This is a genomic window from Enterobacter genomosp. O (assembly GCF_001022965.1).
Lineage (GTDB): Bacteria > Pseudomonadota > Gammaproteobacteria > Enterobacterales > Enterobacteriaceae > Enterobacter > Enterobacter cloacae_L.
Map to the genome: position 1 here is coordinate 807,934 of NZ_LECZ01000027.1, position 21,981 is coordinate 829,914.

19 protein-coding genes and 1 other RNA gene are annotated in these 21,981 nt (G+C 55.2%); 8 read left to right on the forward strand and 12 right to left on the reverse strand.

The window, feature by feature from the left end:
- The first annotated feature begins 111 nt into the window (after positions 1–111).
- The 4 genes from ycgZ (at position 112) to fdhF (ending at position 3,327) form a co-directional block, all read left to right on the forward strand.
- On the forward strand, positions 112–351 hold the full coding sequence (gene ycgZ / locus ABR39_RS22615) for a regulatory protein YcgZ (protein WP_024909397.1): 240 nt from the start codon (positions 112–114) through the stop codon (positions 349–351).
- Between the two features lie 4 nt (positions 352–355).
- Positions 356–676 carry a hypothetical protein gene (locus tag ABR39_RS22620; protein WP_047348830.1) on the forward strand — a complete coding sequence of 107 codons (321 nt, stop codon included), beginning with the start codon at positions 356–358 and terminating at the stop codon, positions 674–676.
- Positions 677–705: 29 nt separating this feature from the next.
- On the forward strand, positions 706–984 hold the full coding sequence (locus ABR39_RS22625; protein ID WP_047348831.1) for a biofilm/acid-resistance regulator YmgB/AriR: 279 nt from the start codon (positions 706–708) through the stop codon (positions 982–984).
- 192 nt (positions 985–1,176) lie between these two features.
- Entirely contained in the window at positions 1,177–3,327 is a 2,151-nt protein-coding gene (gene fdhF, locus ABR39_RS22630; RefSeq protein WP_047348832.1) for a formate dehydrogenase subunit alpha, read from the forward strand.
- A gap of 47 nt (positions 3,328–3,374) precedes the next feature.
- Here fdhF and fliB read toward each other — a convergent pair whose 3' ends face one another.
- The 7 genes from fliB to ABR39_RS22665 form a co-directional block, all read right to left on the reverse strand.
- Positions 3,375–4,592: a flagellin lysine-N-methylase gene (gene fliB, locus ABR39_RS22635; protein WP_047348833.1), complete on the reverse strand. Its 1,218-nt coding sequence runs from the start codon at positions 4,590–4,592 to the stop codon at positions 3,375–3,377.
- Between the two features lie 110 nt (positions 4,593–4,702).
- The gene (locus ABR39_RS22640) at positions 4,703–5,344 is read right to left on the reverse strand and encodes a helix-turn-helix transcriptional regulator (protein ID WP_047348834.1); all 642 of its coding nucleotides are present in this window, start codon (positions 5,342–5,344) and stop codon (positions 4,703–4,705) included.
- 51 nt (positions 5,345–5,395) lie between these two features.
- The gene (locus ABR39_RS22645; protein ID WP_047348835.1) at positions 5,396–5,908 is read right to left on the reverse strand and encodes a fimbrial protein; all 513 of its coding nucleotides are present in this window, start codon (positions 5,906–5,908) and stop codon (positions 5,396–5,398) included.
- Positions 5,909–5,919: 11 nt separating this feature from the next.
- On the reverse strand, positions 5,920–6,867 hold the full coding sequence (locus ABR39_RS22650; RefSeq protein ID WP_047348836.1) for a fimbrial protein: 948 nt from the start codon (positions 6,865–6,867) through the stop codon (positions 5,920–5,922).
- Between the two features lies 1 nt (position 6,868).
- Complete coding sequence (locus tag ABR39_RS22655) at positions 6,869–9,409, reverse strand: fimbria/pilus outer membrane usher protein (RefSeq protein ID WP_047348837.1); 2,541 nt, start codon at positions 9,407–9,409, stop codon at positions 6,869–6,871.
- Positions 9,410–9,453: 44 nt separating this feature from the next.
- The gene (locus ABR39_RS22660) at positions 9,454–10,131 is read right to left on the reverse strand and encodes a fimbrial biogenesis chaperone (RefSeq protein ID WP_047348838.1); all 678 of its coding nucleotides are present in this window, start codon (positions 10,129–10,131) and stop codon (positions 9,454–9,456) included.
- Between the two features lie 55 nt (positions 10,132–10,186).
- Positions 10,187–10,717, reverse strand: a complete 531-nt coding sequence (locus tag ABR39_RS22665) for a fimbrial protein (protein ID WP_023292658.1) — start codon at positions 10,715–10,717, stop codon at positions 10,187–10,189.
- A 444-nt stretch (positions 10,718–11,161) separates the two neighbouring features.
- Here ABR39_RS22665 and ABR39_RS22670 point away from each other — a divergent pair, with 444 nt between their 5' ends.
- Both ABR39_RS22670 and ABR39_RS22675 read left to right on the forward strand, forming a co-directional pair.
- Positions 11,162–11,821, forward strand: a complete 660-nt coding sequence (locus ABR39_RS22670) for a winged helix-turn-helix transcriptional regulator (protein ID WP_047348839.1) — start codon at positions 11,162–11,164, stop codon at positions 11,819–11,821.
- A 66-nt stretch (positions 11,822–11,887) separates the two neighbouring features.
- Entirely contained in the window at positions 11,888–12,517 is a 630-nt protein-coding gene (locus ABR39_RS22675) for a helix-turn-helix domain-containing protein (protein ID WP_047348840.1), read from the forward strand.
- Positions 12,518–12,561: 44 nt separating this feature from the next.
- Here the strand turns inward: ABR39_RS22675 and ABR39_RS22680 are convergent, their stop codons facing one another.
- From ABR39_RS22680 to ydiJ, 3 genes are all read right to left on the reverse strand, one after another.
- A complete protein-coding gene (locus ABR39_RS22680; protein WP_003857766.1) occupies positions 12,562–12,756 on the reverse strand; it encodes a YdiH family protein in 195 nt (64 codons plus the stop codon).
- A gap of 85 nt (positions 12,757–12,841) precedes the next feature.
- Entirely contained in the window at positions 12,842–13,252 is a 411-nt protein-coding gene (gene menI / locus ABR39_RS22685) for a 1,4-dihydroxy-2-naphthoyl-CoA hydrolase (RefSeq protein WP_047348841.1), read from the reverse strand.
- Complete coding sequence (gene ydiJ / locus ABR39_RS22690) at positions 13,249–16,305, reverse strand: D-2-hydroxyglutarate dehydrogenase YdiJ (RefSeq protein WP_047348842.1); 3,057 nt, start codon at positions 16,303–16,305, stop codon at positions 13,249–13,251. The genes menI and ydiJ overlap by 4 nt, the downstream gene beginning before the upstream one ends.
- A gap of 324 nt (positions 16,306–16,629) precedes the next feature.
- Between ydiJ and ydiK the strand changes: the two genes are divergently transcribed.
- On the forward strand, positions 16,630–17,745 hold the full coding sequence (ydiK, locus tag ABR39_RS22695; RefSeq protein WP_047348843.1) for an AI-2E family transporter YdiK: 1,116 nt from the start codon (positions 16,630–16,632) through the stop codon (positions 17,743–17,745).
- Positions 17,746–17,954: 209 nt separating this feature from the next.
- Positions 17,955–18,062, forward strand: an RNA gene (gene rprA / locus ABR39_RS24425) — antisense sRNA RprA.
- 5 nt (positions 18,063–18,067) lie between these two features.
- On the opposite strand, the gene ABR39_RS22700 is transcribed toward rprA, so the two are convergent.
- Both ABR39_RS22700 and ABR39_RS22705 read right to left on the reverse strand, forming a co-directional pair.
- Positions 18,068–20,443: a glycoside hydrolase family 3 N-terminal domain-containing protein gene (locus ABR39_RS22700; protein WP_047348844.1), complete on the reverse strand. Its 2,376-nt coding sequence runs from the start codon at positions 20,441–20,443 to the stop codon at positions 18,068–18,070.
- A gap of 3 nt (positions 20,444–20,446) precedes the next feature.
- Positions 20,447–21,847: an MFS transporter gene (locus ABR39_RS22705; protein WP_047348845.1), complete on the reverse strand. Its 1,401-nt coding sequence runs from the start codon at positions 21,845–21,847 to the stop codon at positions 20,447–20,449.
- Between the last annotated feature and the right edge of the window lie 134 nt (positions 21,848–21,981).

A 21,981-nucleotide genomic window follows, 5' to 3' on the forward strand; every position in this document is an offset into this window, starting at 1 on the left:
AAATATATCATAGAAATATTAAAAATCTGTACATTTTGAGTGTACAGATTTGGAAATTATGTATACCTTAATTGTAACGTTAGTGATTACAAAATTTTACAGGAGCGAAACATGCAGCAGAAAGGTTACGCCACAGATTCCGCAGCAGCGATCGCACAGTACTTCGAAAAGGCCGCGCTTCCTACTCAACAGGAGACGCTGGGTCAGGTGGTTGTCGAAATCCTCAGCGACGGGCGAAACCTTAATCGCAAATCGCTCTGTACCAAACTGCTCAGCCGCCTCGAAAAGGCCGACGGGCCGGAAGAGGAAGAGCATTACCACATGCTGCTTGGTCTGCTCTTCGAACGGTAAGGTTATGAATAGCAGTAACGCAGACCGACTGATCGACCAGCTAATCGGTGAAGCCGTTCTCTCTCTTCTTAAGGAGCGGGGGCCAGTGACAACCGAAGGATTGCTGCAGCGTCTGCGGAGCATGAAAGAACATGAAAAGGATCCCCGGCGGCGGGAGACACTTGCGGTGGTGATTGCCGAAATCGGCTCAAACAGCATCGCCTTTACACGTCGCAGAACCGCGCAAGGACGAACGAAAAGAGAGGGACCTCTCAACGATAACAGAGACAATGTTGTGCCGTTATTTGGAAGTGGAAAACCGTCCGATCCCAAAAAAATACATTGACTGCAATTTAACAGCTACGGTGAGAACAAATGAGACAAAATATTCAGCTTCAACCCGAATACCACTCTGCTTTTTTAGACAGTGCGCTGTCGGAGTACTTCCGTCACGCAGGCGATCGTTTTGCTGAAGAGTCCGCTATTTTTTCTACTGCAGTACGCTGTGTTCTGGCCTCCGAGGGGCATCTGTCTAATAAGGCAATCATCCTCTGGCTCATTCAGACGCTTGAAGCCACCCACGACGTGGTTCAGGCGGATGTGATTCGTAAGACCCTGGAAATCGTGGTGGGTTACACGATGGACGATCTCTGAGTTTCTGCTCGCCATTCCTCCCTAACGTGTCATCGTCAAAACTGACGAACAGCCTGACGATGACACGCGCCCTCCTCGCTTAACACCCTGTAAAACCAGCAAAGTTAAACTGGCACGGATCCTGCTTACCTCCGCTTACGGGACTGGGTTTTCCAGTCAACTTTGCTTCATTTCTTAACAGGTCTGTTATTGATGAAAAAGATCGCCAGCGTCTGCCCGTACTGCGGTGCAGGCTGTAAATTAAACCTTGTCGTTGAAAATAACCGTATCATCCGTGCCGAAGCGGCACAGGGGGTCACAAACCAGGGCACCTTGTGTCTGAAAGGATTTTACGGCTGGGACTTCCTCAACGATACCCGTCTGCTCACCCCGCGCCTGACTCAGCCGATGATCCGCTACCATAAGGGCGAGGCATTCACGCCCGTTACCTGGGAAGAGGCTATCCGCTACACCGCCCACAGGCTCAGCAGCATTAAAGCGCAGCACGGTCCACGGTCGATCATGACCACCGGCTCCTCCCGCGGAACCGGCAATGAAACAAACTATGTGATGCAAAAATTTGCCCGCGCGGTGCTGAACACCAACAACGTGGACTGCTGCGCGCGCGTCTGTCACGGCCCTTCCGTTGCCGGTTTACAGGAAACGCTCGGCAACGGCGCAATGAGCAATTCAATCAACGATATTGAAAACTCAAAATGCCTGCTGGTATTTGGCTATAACTGCGCGGACTCCCACCCTATCGTCGCCCGCCGGGTGCTGAAAGCGCGTGAAAACGGCGCAAAAATTATCGTCTGCGATCCGCGACGCATTGAAACGGCGCGTATTGCCGATCAGCATCTGCAGCTGAAAAACGGCAGCAACATGGCGCTGGTCAATGCCTTTGGCTACGTGCTGCTCGAAGAGGAGCTTTACGACAAAAGCTACGTAGCGCGCTTTACGGAGGGGCTTGAGGCCTACCGGCAGACGGTGAAAGACTATGCGCCGGAGAAGGTTGAACATCTCACCGGGATTCCCGCCCGTGACGTTCGCCAGGCGATGCGCACCTTCGCGGCGGCCCCTTCCGCCACCGTGATGTGGGGAATGGGCGTGACCCAGTTTGGACAGGCCGTCGATGTGGTAAAAGGGCTTTCCAGCCTGGCGCTGCTAACCGGCAACCTCGGTCGCCCTGCCGTTGGCGTCGGTCCCGTGCGCGGTCAAAATAACGTACAGGGTGCCTGTGATATGGGCGTGCTGCCGAATATGTTCCCCGGCTATCAGGATGTTACCGATCCGGCGGTCAGACAGAAGTTCGCCGATGCCTGGGGAATTGACGTCAAGGCGATGGACGATCGGGTCGGAACGCGCATTACCGAAGTGCCTCACCTTGCGCTGGAAGGCAAGGTCAAAGCCTATTACATCATGGGGGAAGACCCGCTTCAGACAGAGGCCGACCTCGGCCTGGTGCGCAACGGTTTTGAAGCGCTCGATTTTGTCGTGGTTCAGGACATCTTTATGACCAAAACGGCAGAAGTGGCTGACGTTCTGCTCCCTGCCACCTCCTGGGGAGAACACGGCGGCGTCTTTACCTGCGCCGACCGGGGGTTCCAGCGTTTTGGCAAAGCCATTGAGGCCAGCGGCAACGTGAAGCGCGACTGGGAAATCATCAGCCTGCTCGCCACCGAGATGGGCTACCCAATGCATTATGACTCCAACCAGCAGATCTGGGATGAGATGCGCGAGCTGTGCCCGCTCTTCTACGGCGTAACGTATGAAAAAATGGGCGAGATGGGCCACGTGCAGTGGCCGTGCCCGACGCTGGACCATCCCGGCACGCCGTACCTGTACAAAGATAATCAGTTCGATACCCCGAGCGGTAAGGGCCAGCTTTTTGCCGCACCGTGGCGCGCGCCGGCGGAAACCCCGGATGCGGATTTCCCGCTGGTCCTCTGTACGGTACGCGAGGTGGGGCACTACTCCTGTCGCTCCATGACCGGGAACTGCGCCGCGCTGCAAAGCCTGGCCGACGAGCCGGGTCGGGTGCAAATGAACCCTGCCGATGCGGACAAGCTGGGCATTACTGACGGGCAGCTGGTCTGGGTGCGTTCGCGTCGCGGCAAAGTGATTACCCGCGCCAGCATCAGCGAGCGCATCAACGCCGGGGCCGTCTATATGACCTATCAGTGGTGGATTGGCGCCTGCAACGAGCTGACGCAGGATAACCTCGACCCTATCTCCAAAACCCCCGAAACCAAGTACTGCGCGGTGCAGCTGGAGGCCATTGAGGACCAGCGCTGGGCGGAGGATTATGCGGCGTCTGCGTATCAGTCCATGAAGTCGCGGCTGATTAGCGCGGTGAATGTCTGAGAAAAAGCCGGGTGGCGCTGCGCTTACCCGGCCTACGTTCCGGGCGTTTAGCCAATCAACAACAGGCAGGATAAATCATCGCCGCCGTTGATCTTATCTATCGCAAAGTCCATGCGCGCATCGATGGTGCTATTGTGCATGGTCTTTTCTGACAGGCTGGCGATGGTTTTCATCACGACCTGCTGGTCGATTTCACCCTGCATCGATTTTACGCTGAGAATGAATTTCACGTAGAAAAAGTCCAGCACCATACGATAAAACTGACGCATCACGGTTGCCATATTTTTGCCGGGGAAATGGCTATTGTAGAGTTTATACAGCAGATAATTGCGTAACACGTAAGGCTCTGACAAACAGGACGCCTCACACAATTTATGCCACTGCTGATTAATCTTGTCGAATTTCGCCTCCAGTTCACCGGCGTCGTCTGAATTGGCAATATTCAGATACGAAGCAATTTGCTGATGCCCTTCAAGAATAAAACCGTCCCGGGCCGAATCTTTCGCCACGTTGGTCCCCATCACGGACAAGGCCAGATATTTCATCGCGTTTGAATGGGCCAGATTACCGGAATCGATCAGTGATTTGCCGCTTTGAAGTTCATTGCGTAACGCCTCGTAGAAATTTTCCACTTCAGGAAATTTATTATGCAAGTCAAAGTCAACGTGCTGAAGGCAGAGAATAAACTGTGCCAGCGCCATTAAATTCTCTTCAATGTTGCGGGAAGGCGACTGGATTAAATTCCAGGCAAAAAGATGGATCACCTGCTGCGTCTGCGAGACAGACTGACGCTGCCCAATCAGGTTTGTTTTGTAGCGCGCCACTAGCTCATCTTGTTCCTGAAGCAGCATGGCATCCGGGTCAAACAGCACGCGTCGAACCACTTCCGGACAGGAGAGCGTCATCGAATGTCGCGTCTCATCCTGATAGCGGGTTGAATTCCGGGGATAGGTGCTACAGGTATGCGAGAGCGCCTCTTCCCCTAAATCGCGGTGTACCATGCAGAGCTTGTTTTCATCGATAAAAGGACAGTCCCCTTTTTCGTTGAGCCTGACTCTGGAATAGTTGCTCTTACCCTTTCGCTGAAGAATGAGATTCTCTTTGGCAATGGCGGCAATGTCTGCGTGTGAGGAGAGGACATATTTCTGGTGGGTTTTCTTATCAATACCGATCGTCCAGCCACGACAGCATGACATTAAGCACTCTGGCCCAACACACTGAAACTTAGTGACAAAAATCGGCTTGATGGTTTTATGAATTTGCATAGCGAAGGCGTCATTATATAAAGCATAAAAAGTACCATGACGCGAACGCTATTCTATAGGTGTATAACCGTGCACTATGTTTTGTAATTCACTGCATAAAAAAAAACACATTACCCGTAATTATTGACCAGATAGTCACGCAGCATGTTCGGGTGATTGTTCTTCTCCACCATTTTGCGAATCAGAGCGATCAGTTCAAAATCACTTCGCAGATTGAATTTCTGCATCATCATATACTTATGCGTAAAAACGGTTTTATCGCTCATCTTCAGCGCACGGGCAACCTGCACCACCGATAGTCCCCTGTAAAAATTCCCCATAATGCGAATTTGCTGCGGTGACAGTATTTTATACTGACACTCGAAGCAGCTAATTTTCTTCCAGGTATAACCGGGTGACTGCGTGCTATGCCAGGCGATAAACAGCACCTGGCTTAGATGATCGAGCGAGGCGCTGCGGGGAATAAAAATAATATCCTGAAAACAGGACGGCAATGCCGAGAAACGCAGGGCATCCTCAACCAGCCCTATCACAATCCCTTTTTGTCGCGCCTGTAACTCAGGAAAACAGGTGAGTGTCTCTCCCTGACATAACGTAATAACGATAATATCCGCCGCACTGACGTTATCGTGGCTAAGCTCAACGCCAAACTGGATCTGCCGCTTAAAATTGCGCCAGAAGAATTCCATAAAGAAACGCCGTAGCCCATGGTGAAAAAATTGATCTGTCTCTTGAATCAGGATATTCAGCATAGCGAGTACCAATGTCTGTTAATCAATAAGGCTTATCAACACGCTTGCGACTTAGTTGTATTGCATCGTCATGACAACAACTGCGCTGATACTCCCCGGCGTCGCACCACCGCTAACCGATTTAACCGCCGCCTGCATGGCCATGGTGGCGGTTCTGTCTGCCGCAATATTTTGCGTTATGCTGGAACCTGTTCCCTTTAGCGTTCCCGTTCCGGCCTCACGCATAGCAACCGCCACATTTGTCGCCGAGCCGCTGTTCATATAGTAGTCTGCCCCGGCAACCGGATCGGGGCTTCCGGTGAACGAGACCGTGACGCTGCGGGTTCCCGCCGGACACTGAGTAAACAGCATGTTAAAAGGCACCGGATCGGATGATGACCCCGGCGTCGCCATATTGGTGGCCTGTATATTCCCGAGGTTAATATCCATACTGGTGCTCCCGCCGTTAAAGATACAGGGCGAGGCAACGATATTTCCCGTGACGCCAAGATTCACGCTGTCAGCAGCGAAAGCGTGCCCGCAGAATAAAAGCAGAATAAGCCCGCGCTGATAATGTAATTTCATTGTTCCACCCGTTACTGATACGTCAAATTAAGCGTGGCGGACGCATTCGCGGAGCCGGACTCGACGGAGGTTAATGTCTGGTAATAACGCGCCGTTAACGGGAGCGTCTCTTGTCCACCCGCAGACTGTTTGAGCAACAGACGGCTATTTAATGCCAGCGGCGTACCGTTATATAAAAGCTGCACGCCAACACCTTTTGCCGTACCGGTACTCCCCTGTCCCGTTAAGGCCATAACGCTGGTATTTGCACTGTCAGGATTCTGTATTCCGCTGAGCGAGACCGTAATATTGGTGCCAGCGCTGCAGGTTAATCCCAGGTTTTGCGTATTCTGCGCCACGCCCGGCGTGGTCCCCACCACGGTACCAAAGGCGGATGCGGAAATATCACCGATCGGGAACGTCAGCTGCGGCGTGGCGATCGTGCATGCCAGGGCGTTGATGGTTCCGCCGGTAAGCTGCTCGGTCAGCCCGTCACGATAAACACCGTCGCTGCCCTGGAGCGTCACCACGCCAATGACCCCCGGGGTTAAGGCACCGGATGACACCGGGCCGGTCACCACCAGCTCGACCCGACCGCCATACCAGTCCACATAAGAGGTCTGCGCACTGTAAGAGAACGTATTGCTCGGGTTCTCGAAATAGGCATTCGATGAAAACCGAATACCTATGCCGCTGATGTTGGTGTTATACACATGATTGCCGTAGCTGCTCAGCGTGGCGTTGTTATACCGCATGCTAAAACCCAGCATTAACGGATTGGTACATCCGGTAAGATAGGAGCTCGTATACGTTCCTGCGCCGGAAAAAATCACCGTGCCGACAGGTGCATCACGTTGAACATTAATTGTTCCCACCGACAGCGTCGACAGCTGCGGCACGATCGTCGTGCAGGTCCCGGCCCTGGCCACTTGCCAGCCACACAGACAACACAGCAGTAAAATAACGTTGATTACCTTCATATTAATGCTCCTGGCGACACGTGACGCTAATGTCAGCGATGCCACCATATTGAGATCCTTGCGGCAGATTAAAATCCGCCCGACACTGCTGGTGGGATTGCGTCCCCCATGTCGCCAGAACGGTGCCCTGTTCACGCAGGCCGGTTAAATACACCTGACCGCGATCGCCGACGATAAAACTACTGCTGGCATCGCCCTCCAGCGTGACCACCGCGCCAAACGGCACAAAACGGTTATTGTCCGTTAAGGTCATCAACACCCGACGCCCCACTTTGGAGAGATAATCCGCTTTCACGACCGCACCGCGTGTCGGCGTGACCGTGCGCGTGTTGATCTCCAGCTCCACATCATCAGGCATATTCTCGGGATCGAGGGCGAGATCGTTTTTCCGGTACACGGAGAGGTTATTTACCACCGTATAGCCCCGGTAATCCGTACGCACGCCAGCCTGATTGCGAATATTGACGCCGTGCGCGCCAGGAGCTTTGATTAACGCGTTGGTTTCGCCCAGCGGCTGAGACAGCGTAATGCCGTCAGCATGCGCGAGGATGCCGCCCTGTAAACCATAATTCAGGCGCTCGCTACTGCTGTCGTAGCCATAGCCCGCCGTGACCTCGCCGTATGTGCCTTTATAGTCGCCGTTCATATTGCCGGTATAACCCACGCCATCCGTGCCGTAACCCTGCTGGATATTCCAGTTCAGGGCGCTGTTTTCGAGAGCAACCCCGTTCATGCCGAGACTGTGCGTTGTGCCATTATTCTGACTGGCGTTCAGGCCATAGTTGGCCCACGTCTGCGGCAGAAATGTGTCCAGCGGCACGCTGACGGTAAACGCCAGAAGCTGGTCGCGATCGTAGGCTTTTGTACTTCCGCTAGCGGAAGACGCCGGGGTGCCATTTTTACTGTATGTCCAGGTCACGCCATAGCTGATGTTGTGCCAGTAGTTGTTGTAACCAACGCTCCAGGACGCCATTGATCTGGCAGCATTCCAGTAATCTTCCCGTGCGGCGCTAAGCGTCAGCGCGCCCAGGTCGCCACCCAGCGTCTGGCTCATCGTCAGCTCAACGCGATTGCGCCGTCTTTCCTGAAGCGCGCTGCTGTCCCCGAAGGAATCCAGCACTTCCTGCATCCCGTAATAGCCACGGGTTGAATATCGGTATCCTGCAATCGAAAAATTCGTGCCGGTATTTAGCAGGTTCTTGCTGTATCGCGCGCGCAAGGACTGCCCCTGCGTCTTTGCGGTGCCCTCCGGTGACGACCAGGCCTGGGTGATATCTGCGGAAAGCGCACCGAAATCACCCATGTTTTTCCCTACCCCGAGCGCAAGCGACCGGTACTTGCCGGAGCCCTGCACGCCGCCATAGAGCGTGATGCCATCCTGTAGACCATAAATCGCGGCGATCTGCCCGAACGGGGTTTTCTCCACTCTGCTGTTATAAGAGCGATACTGTCCCGCGGAGAGGGCGTATTTCAGTCGCCCTTCGCGCTGCAATACCGGTACCGAGGCATACGGCAACGTGAAATGCTGCTCGCTGCCATCCGCCTCTTTGATGGTCACGTCTAAGTCGCCCGCGCCACCGGTGGGGTACATATCGGTAATCTCAAACGCGCCCGGTGCCACATAGCTTTGGTAGATCTGATAGCCATTCTGGCGAATCACCACCTGCGCATTGGTACGGGCAATCCCGCGAACCACAGGCGCATAGCCCTTCAGGGAATCCGGCAGCATGTCATCGTCCGACGCCAGCTGGACGCCGCGAAACGGCATGCTGTCAAAGACATCCGCCGGCGCGGAACTGTCCCCGACGGTCAGCTGCGCTTTCAGCGGGATCACGGCGCGTTGCAGGTAGCTGTAGACCGTGTCCCATTGATCTTTTCCGGAAGCATCCCGCGACCAGGTAGTGTAGTTGCGTAAACGCCATGGCCCGACATTGATCCCCGGACGCAGGTTCGCATACTGGCTGTTGCTGCTGGCCCGCTCCCCCGTTTTCGCCCGGCTGGTCGCCCCGCTCAGGCTGTAATTAAGCATGGCTGCGGTTATCCCTTCATCCCACATCTGCGGCGGTACATAGCCTCTCGCCGGCAGATCGATGGCTGCCTGAGGGATGCTGAGCACCAGGCGCAGGGCGCTAAACTGGAAATCCGAACTGGCCTGCGGTATCGCCTGAAGATTGACACATTCGCCCTGTTCCGCGCTGAGTGCGGGAAATAATGCGGTTTTTACCCCCCACCGTTTTAATTGTTCAATACTCAGGCACGGCTGCAATATCTCATCGCCGTTCGCGTTTTTGCCCGCGGAAAAGCGAATATCCCCCGTCTCCACTAATGCGTCGTCAACGATAATATCGACATGGTAGTTTCCCGGCGCCTGAGAGCCTGATTCAAAAGCCGACAAATCGGCTTTATCCATGCCGGGATTGTCCAGCTCAATCAGATCCGTGTTAAATGCAACACTGGCACAGAGCGACGGAGAGGATCCGGCAAACGCCAGGGCGATAAAGGTCGCCAGGCGCGCAGGCCGCATCCTGTTTATTACTTTCATGACGAATTACCTGATGAATACGGGCGTTGCCGTTTGCTAACACATTACAAACTGGCCTGATGTAAAACGCCGGGACTGCCATAGTCGTTAATGATTTTAAACGTGAGTGAATTTCCCCTGACCTCATTTGGTAATGCAAACCGGGCTGAAGCGCCGGGTAAAACATACGTCACGTCATCCAGTTTTTTTCCCGCCAGCGTAATTTCATTAAAATTAATGACGAATTGCGTAGGGTTTTTAACCTCGAGGTTATCCCCGATTCGTTGCCAGGTTAATTTACTGGCCTGTTCCTCTGGTGTTGACGCCCGGAGACCTTCCGGACGGTAAATCAATTTGATGCGGGTTTTCACTGCAATTTGCAGGGAGTTCGTCTGTTTTGATGCCGATGGGATCGCTTTAATATTCAGCCAGAACAAACTTTCCCGCTCCTGTGGCAGTGCGCCCGTCATCACAATTCGCTCAATGTTTTTTTGTCCGCCATCCAGTCTATATAATGGCGGTGTAATAATAAAAGGCGCTTTACCTGAGTTCCCTTCCTGCATATCTATCCATGACTGAATTAAATAAGGCGCACTGTCAGGGTTATTTATGCTTATTGACGCTTCTTTTTTAGCCCCATCGAATATGAGACGGGTGCCGCCAATAATAACGCCGGCGCTGGCTGTGGTCAGCGTAAGCGCAGACATCGCCAGGGCCAATCCTGTTGTTGTGATAAAACGCATGATAAACCTCATACAACAAAGGGGCCGGGTTGGCCCCTTAATGATTCTGAAACTGTTAGTTGTAGACCACTGAGAAGTTAGCGACAGAGTTTGCCGGGCCGGCGGTGACTGTCGCTGCGGTGGAAATATACTGGGCATAGAAACTCAGGGTATTATCCGCCGTGCTGCTCAACGCATAGCTATAGCTGTTGCTGCCATGAAGCGGGAGATCCGCTTTATCTGCCGTCATCAGGTTAATAGCCACCCCGATAGCCGCACCCGCCGCAGACGAATCAATCGCCAGCAGGCTGGCATTGGTGGCATCCGGCGTACCATCAAAACGCACTTTGGCGTTGGTAACCGTCACCGGGCAGTTTTTCAACACAATATTAAACTGCGTTGCTGCCGTTCTGGCCCCGGTAGTAGGGAATTCTGTTTTATAATAATCCCCTAATACCACTACCTGATTCTGAGAAGCGACATCCACATCGCAGGCGGAATCCAGAATATTACCGTTAAAATTAACGGTACCGGCGGCGGCAAAAGCGTGCGTCGTTGCCAGAGTGGAGCCGATTGCCAGCATTGCTATCATCATTTTATTTTTCATAAGTAAATCCTGTATCACTTTATTTATTACAGAAATCCAGACAAAGCGGTTTAATGGTGTTCACGCCCGCCTTACCTTGTCATTTATATACTGCCAGGAGTTCATTAAATAACATCGCTTCGCAGCTCAGGTTAACATTACGGGTTATGCCTGCTGACGAGTAAAATTTATACAACTCTTTTTCAGCGCACAATCTATTTTGAGGTCTAGCTGTAGACTATGGTTTAACAAAATTAGAACAATTCTTTTTGGAATTTCCTTAACACCATAATCACGGGTCTACTTTTAGACCCGTAAAAGACAAGCTTAAAATTCATATAATTAGGACCACAACATCTTGCGGTCTATTTTTAGACCTTTCACAAATATTCCACTACCCGCTGTTTTTTAAGATAATTCTTTATGCCGATCAAAAAATGATCGCATCTGTTAGTGAGGTATCTAATGAACACCCGAATGGCTCCCGAAGTCGATATTGAAAAAACACCGGTGCTGACTGCAAAGCCCTATAAGCACATCGAGAAATTAATTAATACCCTTCTTCCCCTGACTGAAAGACGCATACTGTCCAGAGGGGAAGTGGTTCACTATTACCATCACGATGACCGCCAGTGTTTTTTACTCTTGCAGGGCAGCGTGGCACTGCACCGTCGGGGAGACGGCATTGTATTAAATTCTGAATCCTCGCCATTCATTCTCGGCGTCAGCAGCCAGTTCTCGTCAGAACACCTGTACGTCAGGGCGCTGGAGACCTCTGAACTTGCGGCCGTTTCGCTGGAACGTTTTAATCGTCTGGTTGCGCAACACAATTTATGGGAGCCCTTTTCGCATCTGCTGATCTATACCGCCTCGCGGGTCTACGAGCACTGCTCGCGGATCTCACAGATGTCGGCCTATGACATAATCCGTTTTCAACTGGTGGAACTGATGCAGGAGCCGGAAGCAATACGAATGAACATCACGGCGGCTGCGTATATACAAAGTCGAACCTGGCTGTCGCGCAGCGGGATTATGCGGATCCTGGCCGAACTGCGCACCGGGAAGTACATTACAATGGAGCGCGGCGTGCTGCTTGATGTACACCATTTACCGAGGAAATACTGACCCCGGTGGTGCTGGTGATGACGAGTAACGCTATAATCAGAAAGACGATTCTTTCAGGTTCAGGTTATGTCCACCACAGAAAAGCCACATCGTGGCTCCCCTTATGCACAAGAGCTGATTACTCACTTACAACCTTATTCTGCCATTCGTAACACCGGTCGCGGGGAGCAGTTGGATCTGGTGGTCAACGGTCAGGGGATGAGTTATTTGATCCTGGAAGGCACCGTGGCCATTTACCGACGCAGCGACAATCTGATGCTATCGACGGCGAAAAGCCCGGCATTTTTTGGGATGGCCAATCTGAATGACATCTTTTTTGACGACTACCTGAAAACGGTGACCCCCTGCAGGATCGGCACGTTGCCCACCGGGCAGCTCAACGCCATTATTCAGGAGAAAGCGCTGTGGGGACTGTTTTCAAACCATCTGATGTTTATGTACAACCGGCTCTACAACACCGTCATGCCGAAGGGTGCCCCAACGGCCTATGAGATGATTCGCCAGCAGCTGATGTTATTGATGAATGAAGATGAGTCTTACCGCCTGGGGATTACCGCTGAACGCTACATTCGCGACAAGACCCAGCTTTCCCGCAGCGGCGTGATGCGCATTCTGGCGGATTTAAAAACCGGCGGATTTATCGAAATGGAAGAAGGCAGGCTTATCAGAATCAACAAACTCCCGGCCCGATACTGAATTTCAGACACAAAAAAGGCCGCTGTCGCGGCCCTTTTATTCTCTCAATGGACGTGAACGCCCAACCGCCAGGCAAAGTAGATCTCTTCTTTTAGTTCATTCGAAGAGAGCGCCAGCAAATCTGTAAATTCCAGCTCAAGCTGTTTCAGCTTTTTCAGGTACTGCGCCGGAGACAGGTTGCTTTTATCGCGACGTAAATATTCAATTGCCAGCTGTGTTGGGGTTATTTCAGTATCCATGATGTCCTCGCTTATGTACAAAACCTGACCAGTATATCACAATCCGCTGGCTAGTTTTTGACCAAAGGCAAAACATCTGAAAACTTTACACAACCGCCGTCGTCAGTCGCGACGAGCAGCACAGGCGATCCTGCTCATCGTGAATATCTATCTGCCACACCTGATGGCGGCTACCGGCATGCAGGGCGCGGCAAACGCCGCGCACGCGCCCGCTGCGCACCGAGCGAATATGGTTAGCGTTAACCTCAAGCCCGACAACCTTCTGCTCCCCTTCGGTGCACAGATACCCCGCCACCGAGCCCAGCGTTTCGGCGAGCACGACGGATGCCCCGCCGTGCAATAAACCAAACGGCTGATGGGTGCGATGGTCGACGGGCATGGTGGCCTCAATCTCATCGTCACCAATGCGGATGAACTGGATATCCAGCAGCCCCACCATATTCCCCTCGCCCATGGCGTTCAGCGCCTGCAGCGTCACGGCACGTTTCCAGATCATCCAATTATCTCCAGTAAAGCCTGCAATGGGTGACGCACGCCGTTACCTTCGACCCGTTTTACCTGGCTACGACAGGAGTAGCCCGTCGCCAGGCAGCGGTTTCGCGGCAAACGCTGCATCGCCTGATGCCAGGACAGCTCATAAATGCCGAGCGAGTTGGCGTGGTTTTTCACCTCGTGCCCGTAGGTGCCGGCCATCCCGCAGCAGCCCACGTTGACGCTCTCCAGCTTCGCGCCGAACCGGGCAAAGACGGACGCCCACTGGCCGGGTGCGCCCGGCAGCGCGGTCACTTCCGTGCAGTGGCCGAACAGATACCACGGTTCACCGCTGACATCCTGAACCGCTTTGTCGTCCAGGGCCATCGGCAGCCACTCGTGCACCAGCATCACGTTGAAATCGCCGCGCTTATCGCCCAGCGTCTGCCTGTATTCATCGCGATAGCAAAGCACCAGCGCCGGATCGACGCCGACCATCGGTATCCCCAGCTGCGCCACGCGATTCAGGAAGTCAGCCGTTTTCCGCGCGGTCTTCGCAAAGCGCGTCAGGAAGCCTTTGATGTGCTGCGCCTTGCCGTTGGGTGAGAACGGCAGTACCACTGGCTGATAGCCCAGCTTTTCCGACAGGCGGATGAAATCCGCAACCACCTGCGCATCGTAGTAGCTGGTAAACGGATCCTGTACCACCAGCACCACGTTCGCTTTTTGCTCAGGGGTAAGCGCCTCCAGCTGCTCCAGGGTCATGTTCGCCGAGCGATGCCCGACGAGCTGGCGCTGCAAAGACGGTACCGACAGCAGCGGGAGATCGACCATCCCGATGTGTTTTTCGGAGAGCTTGCGCACCAGCGGCTGGTTGATAAAGAAGTTAAAGGTCTTTGGCGCACGCGCCATCAGCGGCGCGTAGCTTTCTACCGTCGCCACCAGATGGTCCCGCACCGGACGCAGATAGCGCGTGTGGTAAAGCTGCAGGAAACGCGAGCGGAACTCCGGCACGTCGATTTTAATCGGGCACTGGGTGGAGCAGGCTTTACAGGCCAGACAGCCGGACATCGCCTCTTTCACCTCGTGAGAAAAATCGTACTCGCCCTTGTTGGCATGCCAGCTGTTGCGGGTGCGCTCAATCAGCGAGCGCAGGCTGGCCCGTTTTTCCGGCAGCTCCTGCTCCAGCTTGAGCGGATCAACCCCGCGGTCGGCCAGCAGACGCAGCCATTCGCGCACCAGCGTCGCCCGCCCCTTTGGAGAGTGAATACGGTTGCTGGTGATTTTCATCGACGGGCACATCGGGCTTTTGACATCAAAGTTAAAGCACAGGCCGTTGCCGTTGCACTCCATCGCGCCGCGCCAGGAGGAACGCACCGCAATCGGGATCTGTCTGTCGTACGTGCCGCGCTTGACGGCGTCCACCTGCAGCATCGGGGCATCGACACCTTCAGGCGGGCAGATTTTACCCGGGTTAAGGCGGTTATGCGGGTCGAACGCCGCCTTCACCTTGCGCAGCTCCGCGTAGAGCTGTTCGCCGAAGAATGCCGGGCTGTATTCCGCGCGGAACCCTTTCCCGTGCTCGCCCCACAGCAGGCCACCGTATTTAGCGGTTAAGGCCACCACATCGTCGGAGATCTGCTTCATCAGGATCTCCTGCTGCGGGTCGCACATATCCAGCGCCGGACGCACGTGCAGTACCCCGGCATCAACGTGGCCGAACATGCCGTAGCTCAGGCCGTGGCCGTCCAGCAGGGCGCGAAACTCAACGATATAATCCGCCAGATGCTCGGGCGGAACGCAGGTATCCTCGGCAAACGGAATCGGCTTCGCTGCGCCTTTCGCATTGCCGAGCAGGCCCACGGCTTTTTTACGCATCGCATAGATACGTTCAATACCGGCCAGGTCGTTACAGAGCTGCCAGCCGATTACGCCGCCTTCGCCCTGGGCAATCAGCTCATCCAGCCGCTGGCAGAGGGTGGTGACCTGGCGCTCAATCAGTTCCGCATCATCGCCGGCAAATTCGACGATATTGAGACCCAGCATCTCTTTATCCGGCACGTCGGTAATCAACTCGCTTACGGAGTGCCAGACAATGTCTTCCCGGGCCAGATTGAGCACTTTAGAGTCGACGGTTTCCACCGACAGCGCCTGCGCTTCCACCATAAACGGCGCATTGCGCAGCGCGGAGTCGAAGGAGTCATATTTGACGTTCACCAGGCGACGCACCTTCGGCAACCGGGTGATATCCAGCCGCGCCTCGGTGATAAACGCCAGCGTCCCTTCAGAGCCGGTCAGCACGCGGGTTAAATCAAACTGGGTCAGGTCGTCGTTAAAGACGTGACGCAGGTCGTATCCGGTCAGGAAGCGGTTCAGCCTGGGGAATTTGTCGAGGATCAGCTGACGGTTGTCGCGGCAGCGCTCCAGCACGGTACGATAAATACGCCCGATGGCGGTGTTATCTTTGCCCAGCGTTTCCGCCAGCTCAACCGCCATCGGCTGGGTATCGAGGATATCGCCCCCCAGCAGAACCGCACGCACGCCCAGCACGTGATCGGAGGTTTTCCCGTAGACCAGCGAGCCTTGGCCGGAGGCATCCGTGTTGATCATCCCGCCTATGGTCGCGCGGTTACTGGTGGAGAGTTCGGGCGCGAAGAAGTAGCCGTAAGGCTTGAGATACTGATTAAGCTGATCTTTGATGACGCCCGCTTCGACCCGCACCCAGCCCTCTTCAGGGTTGATCTCAATGATGCGGTTCATATAGCGCGACATATCAATAATGATGCCCTGGTTCAGTGCCTGACCATTGGTCCCGGTGCCGCCGCCGCGCGGCGTAAAGACCAGCGAGGCGAAGCGCTCCTGCGTGGCCAGCCGGGCAATCAGCGCGACGTCGGCCGTTGAACGAGGGAAAACGACGGCATCGGGAAGAAGCTGGTAGATACTGTTATCGGTCGCCATCGTCAGCCTGTCGGCATAGTTCGTGGCGGTATCACCTGTAAAACCCTGTTGCTCCAGTGCCTGCAAAAAATTAAGCACCAGCTGAACGACGCCAGGTGCCTGAGAAATCTGTGGGATCATAACTGTCGACCCTAATTAGAGTTGTATAAACACGTCATCCTTCGAGCTGCCTCTGCGTTGGCTGCGTCTGCTCACCCCAGTCACTTACCTGAGTAAGCTTCTGGGATTCTCAGACTTGCCGCCTTGATGCAACTCGAATGATTTTGTGTATAAAATCGTTTGCGTTGTGTCTGGAAAGTTTTATCACATTTTTTTCTTATAATCTCTGCTGAATTACAGGCAGAATTCGCCTGTCAAAAACCGCTGAGATCATTAATGATTACAGAGACGCGGTTTTCCGTTCCCGCCAGCCCCGCTGGCGTTCTGTTAAGGAAAGTTTCATTTATGGTCAATCTTCGCCAGCCCAGGGATGTTGCGCAAATTTTGCTGTCGGTGCTGTTCCTGGCCCTCATGATTATTGCGTGTCTGTGGATTGTTCAACCCTTTATTCTCGGCTTCGCCTGGGCTGCGACCGTTGTCGTTGCCACGTGGCCTTTGCTGCTGCGCTTGCAGAAGCTGCTGTTCGGCCGCCGCGGGTTAGCCGTGCTGGTCATGACGCTCCTGTTATTCCTGCTGTTTATTATTCCCATTGCTCTGCTGGTGAATAGCCTGGTGGATTCCAGTGGCCCGGTTATTCGCGCCATTACCAGCGGCGACCTGACGCTGCCGGATCTCGCCTGGCTGAACAGCATTCCGCTGGTGGGTGCCAAACTCTACAGCGGCTGGCACAGCCTGCTGGAGATGGGCGGCAGCGCGCTGATGGCAAAAGTCCGCCCGTATATAGGCACCACCACCACCTGGTTTGTGGGTCAGGCGGCGCATATCGGCCGCTTTATGATGCACTGTACCCTGATGCTGCTCTTCAGCGCCCTGCTCTACTGGCGCGGCGAGCAGGTGGCTTTAGGGGTTCGTCACTTTGCCACCCGCCTGGCGGGTAAACGGGGTGACGCCGCGGTACTGCTGGCGGCACAGGCGGTGCGCGCGGTTGCGCTGGGCGTGGTGGTCACCGCGCTGGTGCAGGCGGTGCTGGGCGGTATCGGTCTGGCCATTTCCGGCGTACCGTACGCCACCGTGTTTACCGTGGTCATGCTGATGACCTGTCTTGCGCAGCTGGGTCCGCTGCTGGTGCTGGTCCCCAGCATTATCTGGCTCTACTGGACGGGTGATACCACGTGGGGAACGGTTTTGCTGGTCTGGAGCTGCGTGGTCGGCACCATGGATAACGTCATTCGTCCGATCCTCATCCGCATGGGGGCAGACCTGCCGCTCATTCTGATCCTCTCTGGGGTCATTGGCGGACTGATTGCCTTTGGCATGATCGGCCTGTTTATTGGTCCGGTGCTTCTCGCCGTCACCTGGCGCCTGTTCTCCGCCTGGGTGCATGAAATTCCGCCGCCGGCAACTGACCCGGACGTGATTTTGAGCGAACTGGAAGAGCTGGAAGAGAAAAACACGCATTAAGTTTGTTTGCCGGGTGGCGCTAACGCTTACCCGGCCTACATTCCCTCGCACAATACTTTAACACCGCTAAAGTATTTATTCGTTACTCACTGGTCAGACCCGCCGTTCCTGCACTAAACCTGCCTTTAACCTCAAGAAATCTTTACGTCTCTTTAACTATTGAGACGAATCCGATCGACGCTAAAAGATGACATGCCTACTATTAGCACACGGTTATAAATCAACACCTTGATTTATAAGCATGGAAATCCCCTGAGTGAAACAACGAATTGCTGTGTGTAGTCTTTGCCCATCTCCCACGATGGGCTTTTTTTTATCCTGATTACGCGCGCGTCACCTGACAGGTACTCAGCATCCGCCACGCCGCTGGCAGCACCCGCGTTTCGCCGGTCACATTCACCGTGACCACCTCATGGATATCCGCCGACGATGCGCCAACCTGCAGCTCAAACTCCCCCGGCTCAACGATGCGTTTCCCGTCCCTACGGGTGAAGTTGAACATCTCAACCGGTAGCGTAAAGGTGAGCGTGGCGCTTTCGCCCGGCGAGAGCGTGACGCGCTGGAAGGCCTTCAACTCCTGAAGCGGTCGAACCTGCGTGGCAACCTTATCTCTGACGTAAACCTGCACCACCTCGCTGCCGCTGCGCTCCCCGGTATTGGTGATATCCACGCTCAGCGTCACTTCACCGTCGACCGGTACGTCAGCTTCCGCCACCCTCGCGGCCCGCCAGCTAAACTGCGTCCAGCCGAGGCCGAAGCCAAACGGGTAACGTGAACCGAAATGGAACGCAAACGGCGTACCGCCGCTTTTGAGCTTGTGATTGTAGTAGTACGGCATCGCGCCTGCGCTTTTCGGCACGCTCACCACCAGGCGCCCCTGCGGCTCCGCACGCCCCGTTACTACGTCAGCAATGGCCCAGCCCCCTTCCTGCCCCGGCGCCCACGCCACTATCAGCGCCGCGACCTTATCCTCCAGCCCCTGAAGGTTGTACGGACGCCCACCGGTCATCACGACAATCACCGGTTTGCCCGTCGCCACTAGCGCCTCCAGCAGCTGTTGCTGAACGCCCGGCAGGTTCAGGGAATCGGTATCGGAACCTTCCCCCACGGTGCCGCTCTGGAACAGCCCGGCGAGATCGCCCACGCAGGCCACCACCACATCACTCTCCTGCGCAGCCTTCACGGCCTCGGGGATAAGGGCGGTACTTTGCGATACCGGCGACTGCTGCATCGGTTTACCGCCGCTGTCGCCCGGGAAGACCGGCGCACCCGCCATCCGTTTTTCGATGATGTGACACCCTTTGGCATAGCGGACCTGAGAGGCACCGAGATAGTGCTCCAGCGCCGCGCGCGGGGTCGTCACCTGCGAGGTCTCTTCCACCATATCGCTGATGATCAAATGCACCGGGAAGCTGTAGCCGCTGAGCAACGCCAGCGGGTCGTCCGCCGTCGGCCCCACCACCGCCACGCGGGGTTTGCCGCCGAGTGGCAAAATGCCGTTATTCTCAAGCAGCGTTAACGATTTACTCGCCACGTCCCGCGCGACCTGGCGGGTCGTCTCATTTTGCAGATCGATACCGTTTTCATCGGCATACGGCTTTTCAAACAGCCCCAGGCGGAATTTTTCGGTCAGCACGCGGTTTACGATCTCATCCACTTTCGCCATGGAAATCAGCCCACGCTCGACGGCCTCGGCCAGGTGGCGCGCGCAGTCATCCTTCGGCAGCTCAACGTCCAGCCCGGCGTTGAACGCCAGCGCGGCAGATTCGGCCGCATCGTGTGAGACCCCATGGTGCTGGTGCAGAAGGCTGACGCCGCCGTAGTCGGCGACAACGATCCCGTCGAACCCCCACCGTTCGCGCAGAACGGTGGTCAGCAGGAAGCTGTCGCTGTGCCCCGGCTGATTGTCGATATCGTGGTAGGCCGGCATCACCGAACCGGCATCGGCCAGCTTCACCGCCATTTCAAACGGCAGCAGGAAGGTGTCATTCAGCTCGCTAAAGCCTAAATGCACCGGGGCATGGTTACGCGCCCCCTCGCTGAACGAGTGGCCCACGTAATGTTTGAGGGTCGCCAGCAGGTTGCGCTTATCGCCCTGTAACCCCTTCACGTAGGCCGTGGCCATTACCCCCGCCAGCCAGGGATCTTCCCCGAAGGTCTCTTCGGTTCGCCCCCAGCGCACGTCGCGGGACACGTCCAGCACCGGCGCCAGCCCCTGCTGGCAGCCAACCGAGCGGGCCTCTTTGCCAATCTGTTCTGCCGCCCGCTGTACAAGCTCCGGGTCCCATGTTGAACCGTAGTTCAGCGACGACGGGAATAGCGTGGCCTCTTTGCACAACAGCCCCACCAGACACTCTTCATGGAACAGCGCCGGAATGCCGAGTCGCGTCTCCTCCATCATCATCCGCTGCAGGCGGTTAGCGGCGCGCACGCCGGTTTTTGCATCAACGATATGGGTGCCCAGCGGTCTCGTAATCTGCCCGACGCCCAGCTTTAGCCGTTCGCTGAGCGCAGCCTGCTCGCTCACGCCGGCGAATTCGTCACTCAGGTCGCTTCGCTCGCGGTGGTTACCGTTTTCATCGAGGATCAGCCAGTACGCGTGCATCTGGGCGAACTTCTCTTGCGGGGTCATGCGCGCCAGTAAGTCGGCGACGCGCTCGTGCACGGGACGTCCCGCGTCCTTATAGATAGCTGTCATGTTTTACTCCTGTATTGCGGAAGGGGTTGCCGGGCTGAGCTGCCCCGCTTCGGGTCTTACTTCACGTTTGCCGGCCAGCTCCCGGGCAATGGAATCCACCAGCCGGCTGTTGAGTTTGTAGATGGCGAGCAGCGCGACCATGCAGAGGAACAGCGCGCAAGGGATGAGGGTAAACAGGGCGTTGATGGTCGAGAGAACGCTCGGTGCCTGGGTTGCCTGGCCGGGGGCGTAATCCACCATGCCAAGCACCCAGCCGACGACCGCCCCGCCCAGCGCCAGGCCAAACTTGATGGCAAACAGCGCGGTGGAGAAAACCAGCCCATCCAGACGACGGCCGCTGCGGTGCTCTTCGTAGTCGACTACGTCGGAGAACATGGTCCACTGGAGCGGCGTGGTGAGGTTTTGCACAAAGCTGAAGACAATGTTGAGGCCAAAGATGAGCCAGACCTGCGAAGGCGGCAGGAAGAAAATCAGCGCGCCGAAAATGACGAAGGAAATAATAGTCCACTGATAGGCGCGTACGCGGTCAAATTTCCCCAGCAGCCGTTCAGATAATAATGCGCCGCTTAAGGAGGCCACCATTCCGGAAACAATAAATGCAAAGACCAGATCCGGGCGCAACAGCACGTAGTTGACGTAATACATCGTGGCGGAACCGCGCGTTACCACCGCCGTTAACAGCAAAATATTAAACAGGAACACAATCCGCCACTGGCTGTTTCCGGCCAGCAGTTTTAAATCGGTGAGCATGGAGCCGGAGGTATCATTACGCGGAGAATAACGCTCGCGGGTCATCAGGAAACAGCAGAAGAACAGCACAATCCCCAGCAGCCCCATCAGGCTCATGGCATAGAAATAGCCTTTCTGCACGTTGCCCTGGCCTAACAATGAGACCAGCGGCAGGGCAATAACCGTCACAATCAGCCCGCCGATAAACGACAGGCCAAAGCGCCAGGACTGCAGAGAGTGACGCTCGCGCGGATCCAGCGTCAGCGCGCCGGGCATGGCGCAGTAAGGCACGTTAATGGCGGAGTAAATCAGGCTTAAGATCGCATAGGTCACGCAGGCATAAACGATTTTTCCCGTCGGCCCGGCGTCCGGGACATAGAAGGTAATCAGGCAGCTCACGCCAAACGGAATGGCGAACCACAGCAGCCAGGGGCGGAAACGGCCGTGACGCGTCCGGGTGCGGTCGACCAGCGCGCCAATGCACGGGTCGACAAACGCATCGACCACGCGCACCACCAAAAACATGGTGCCCATTATCGCGGCGGGCAATCCAAAAACGTCGGTATAGAAGTAAGCAAGAAATAACGTTGCCGTTTGCCAGACCAGCGCGCTGGCCATATCACCTAAGCCATAGCCTATTTTATCTTTGGTACGCAATACAGAGGAGATTGTCATTGTTATTTGCCTTTTTATCAGGTTAAAACGTATTTCAACCAGTTGCGCATCATTGGTAGGGAATTGCGCAGTAAGGCTCAAGTATTAGCAACGCTTTGTGCGCTAACAATTGTCTAAATTAACAGGCAAATTAT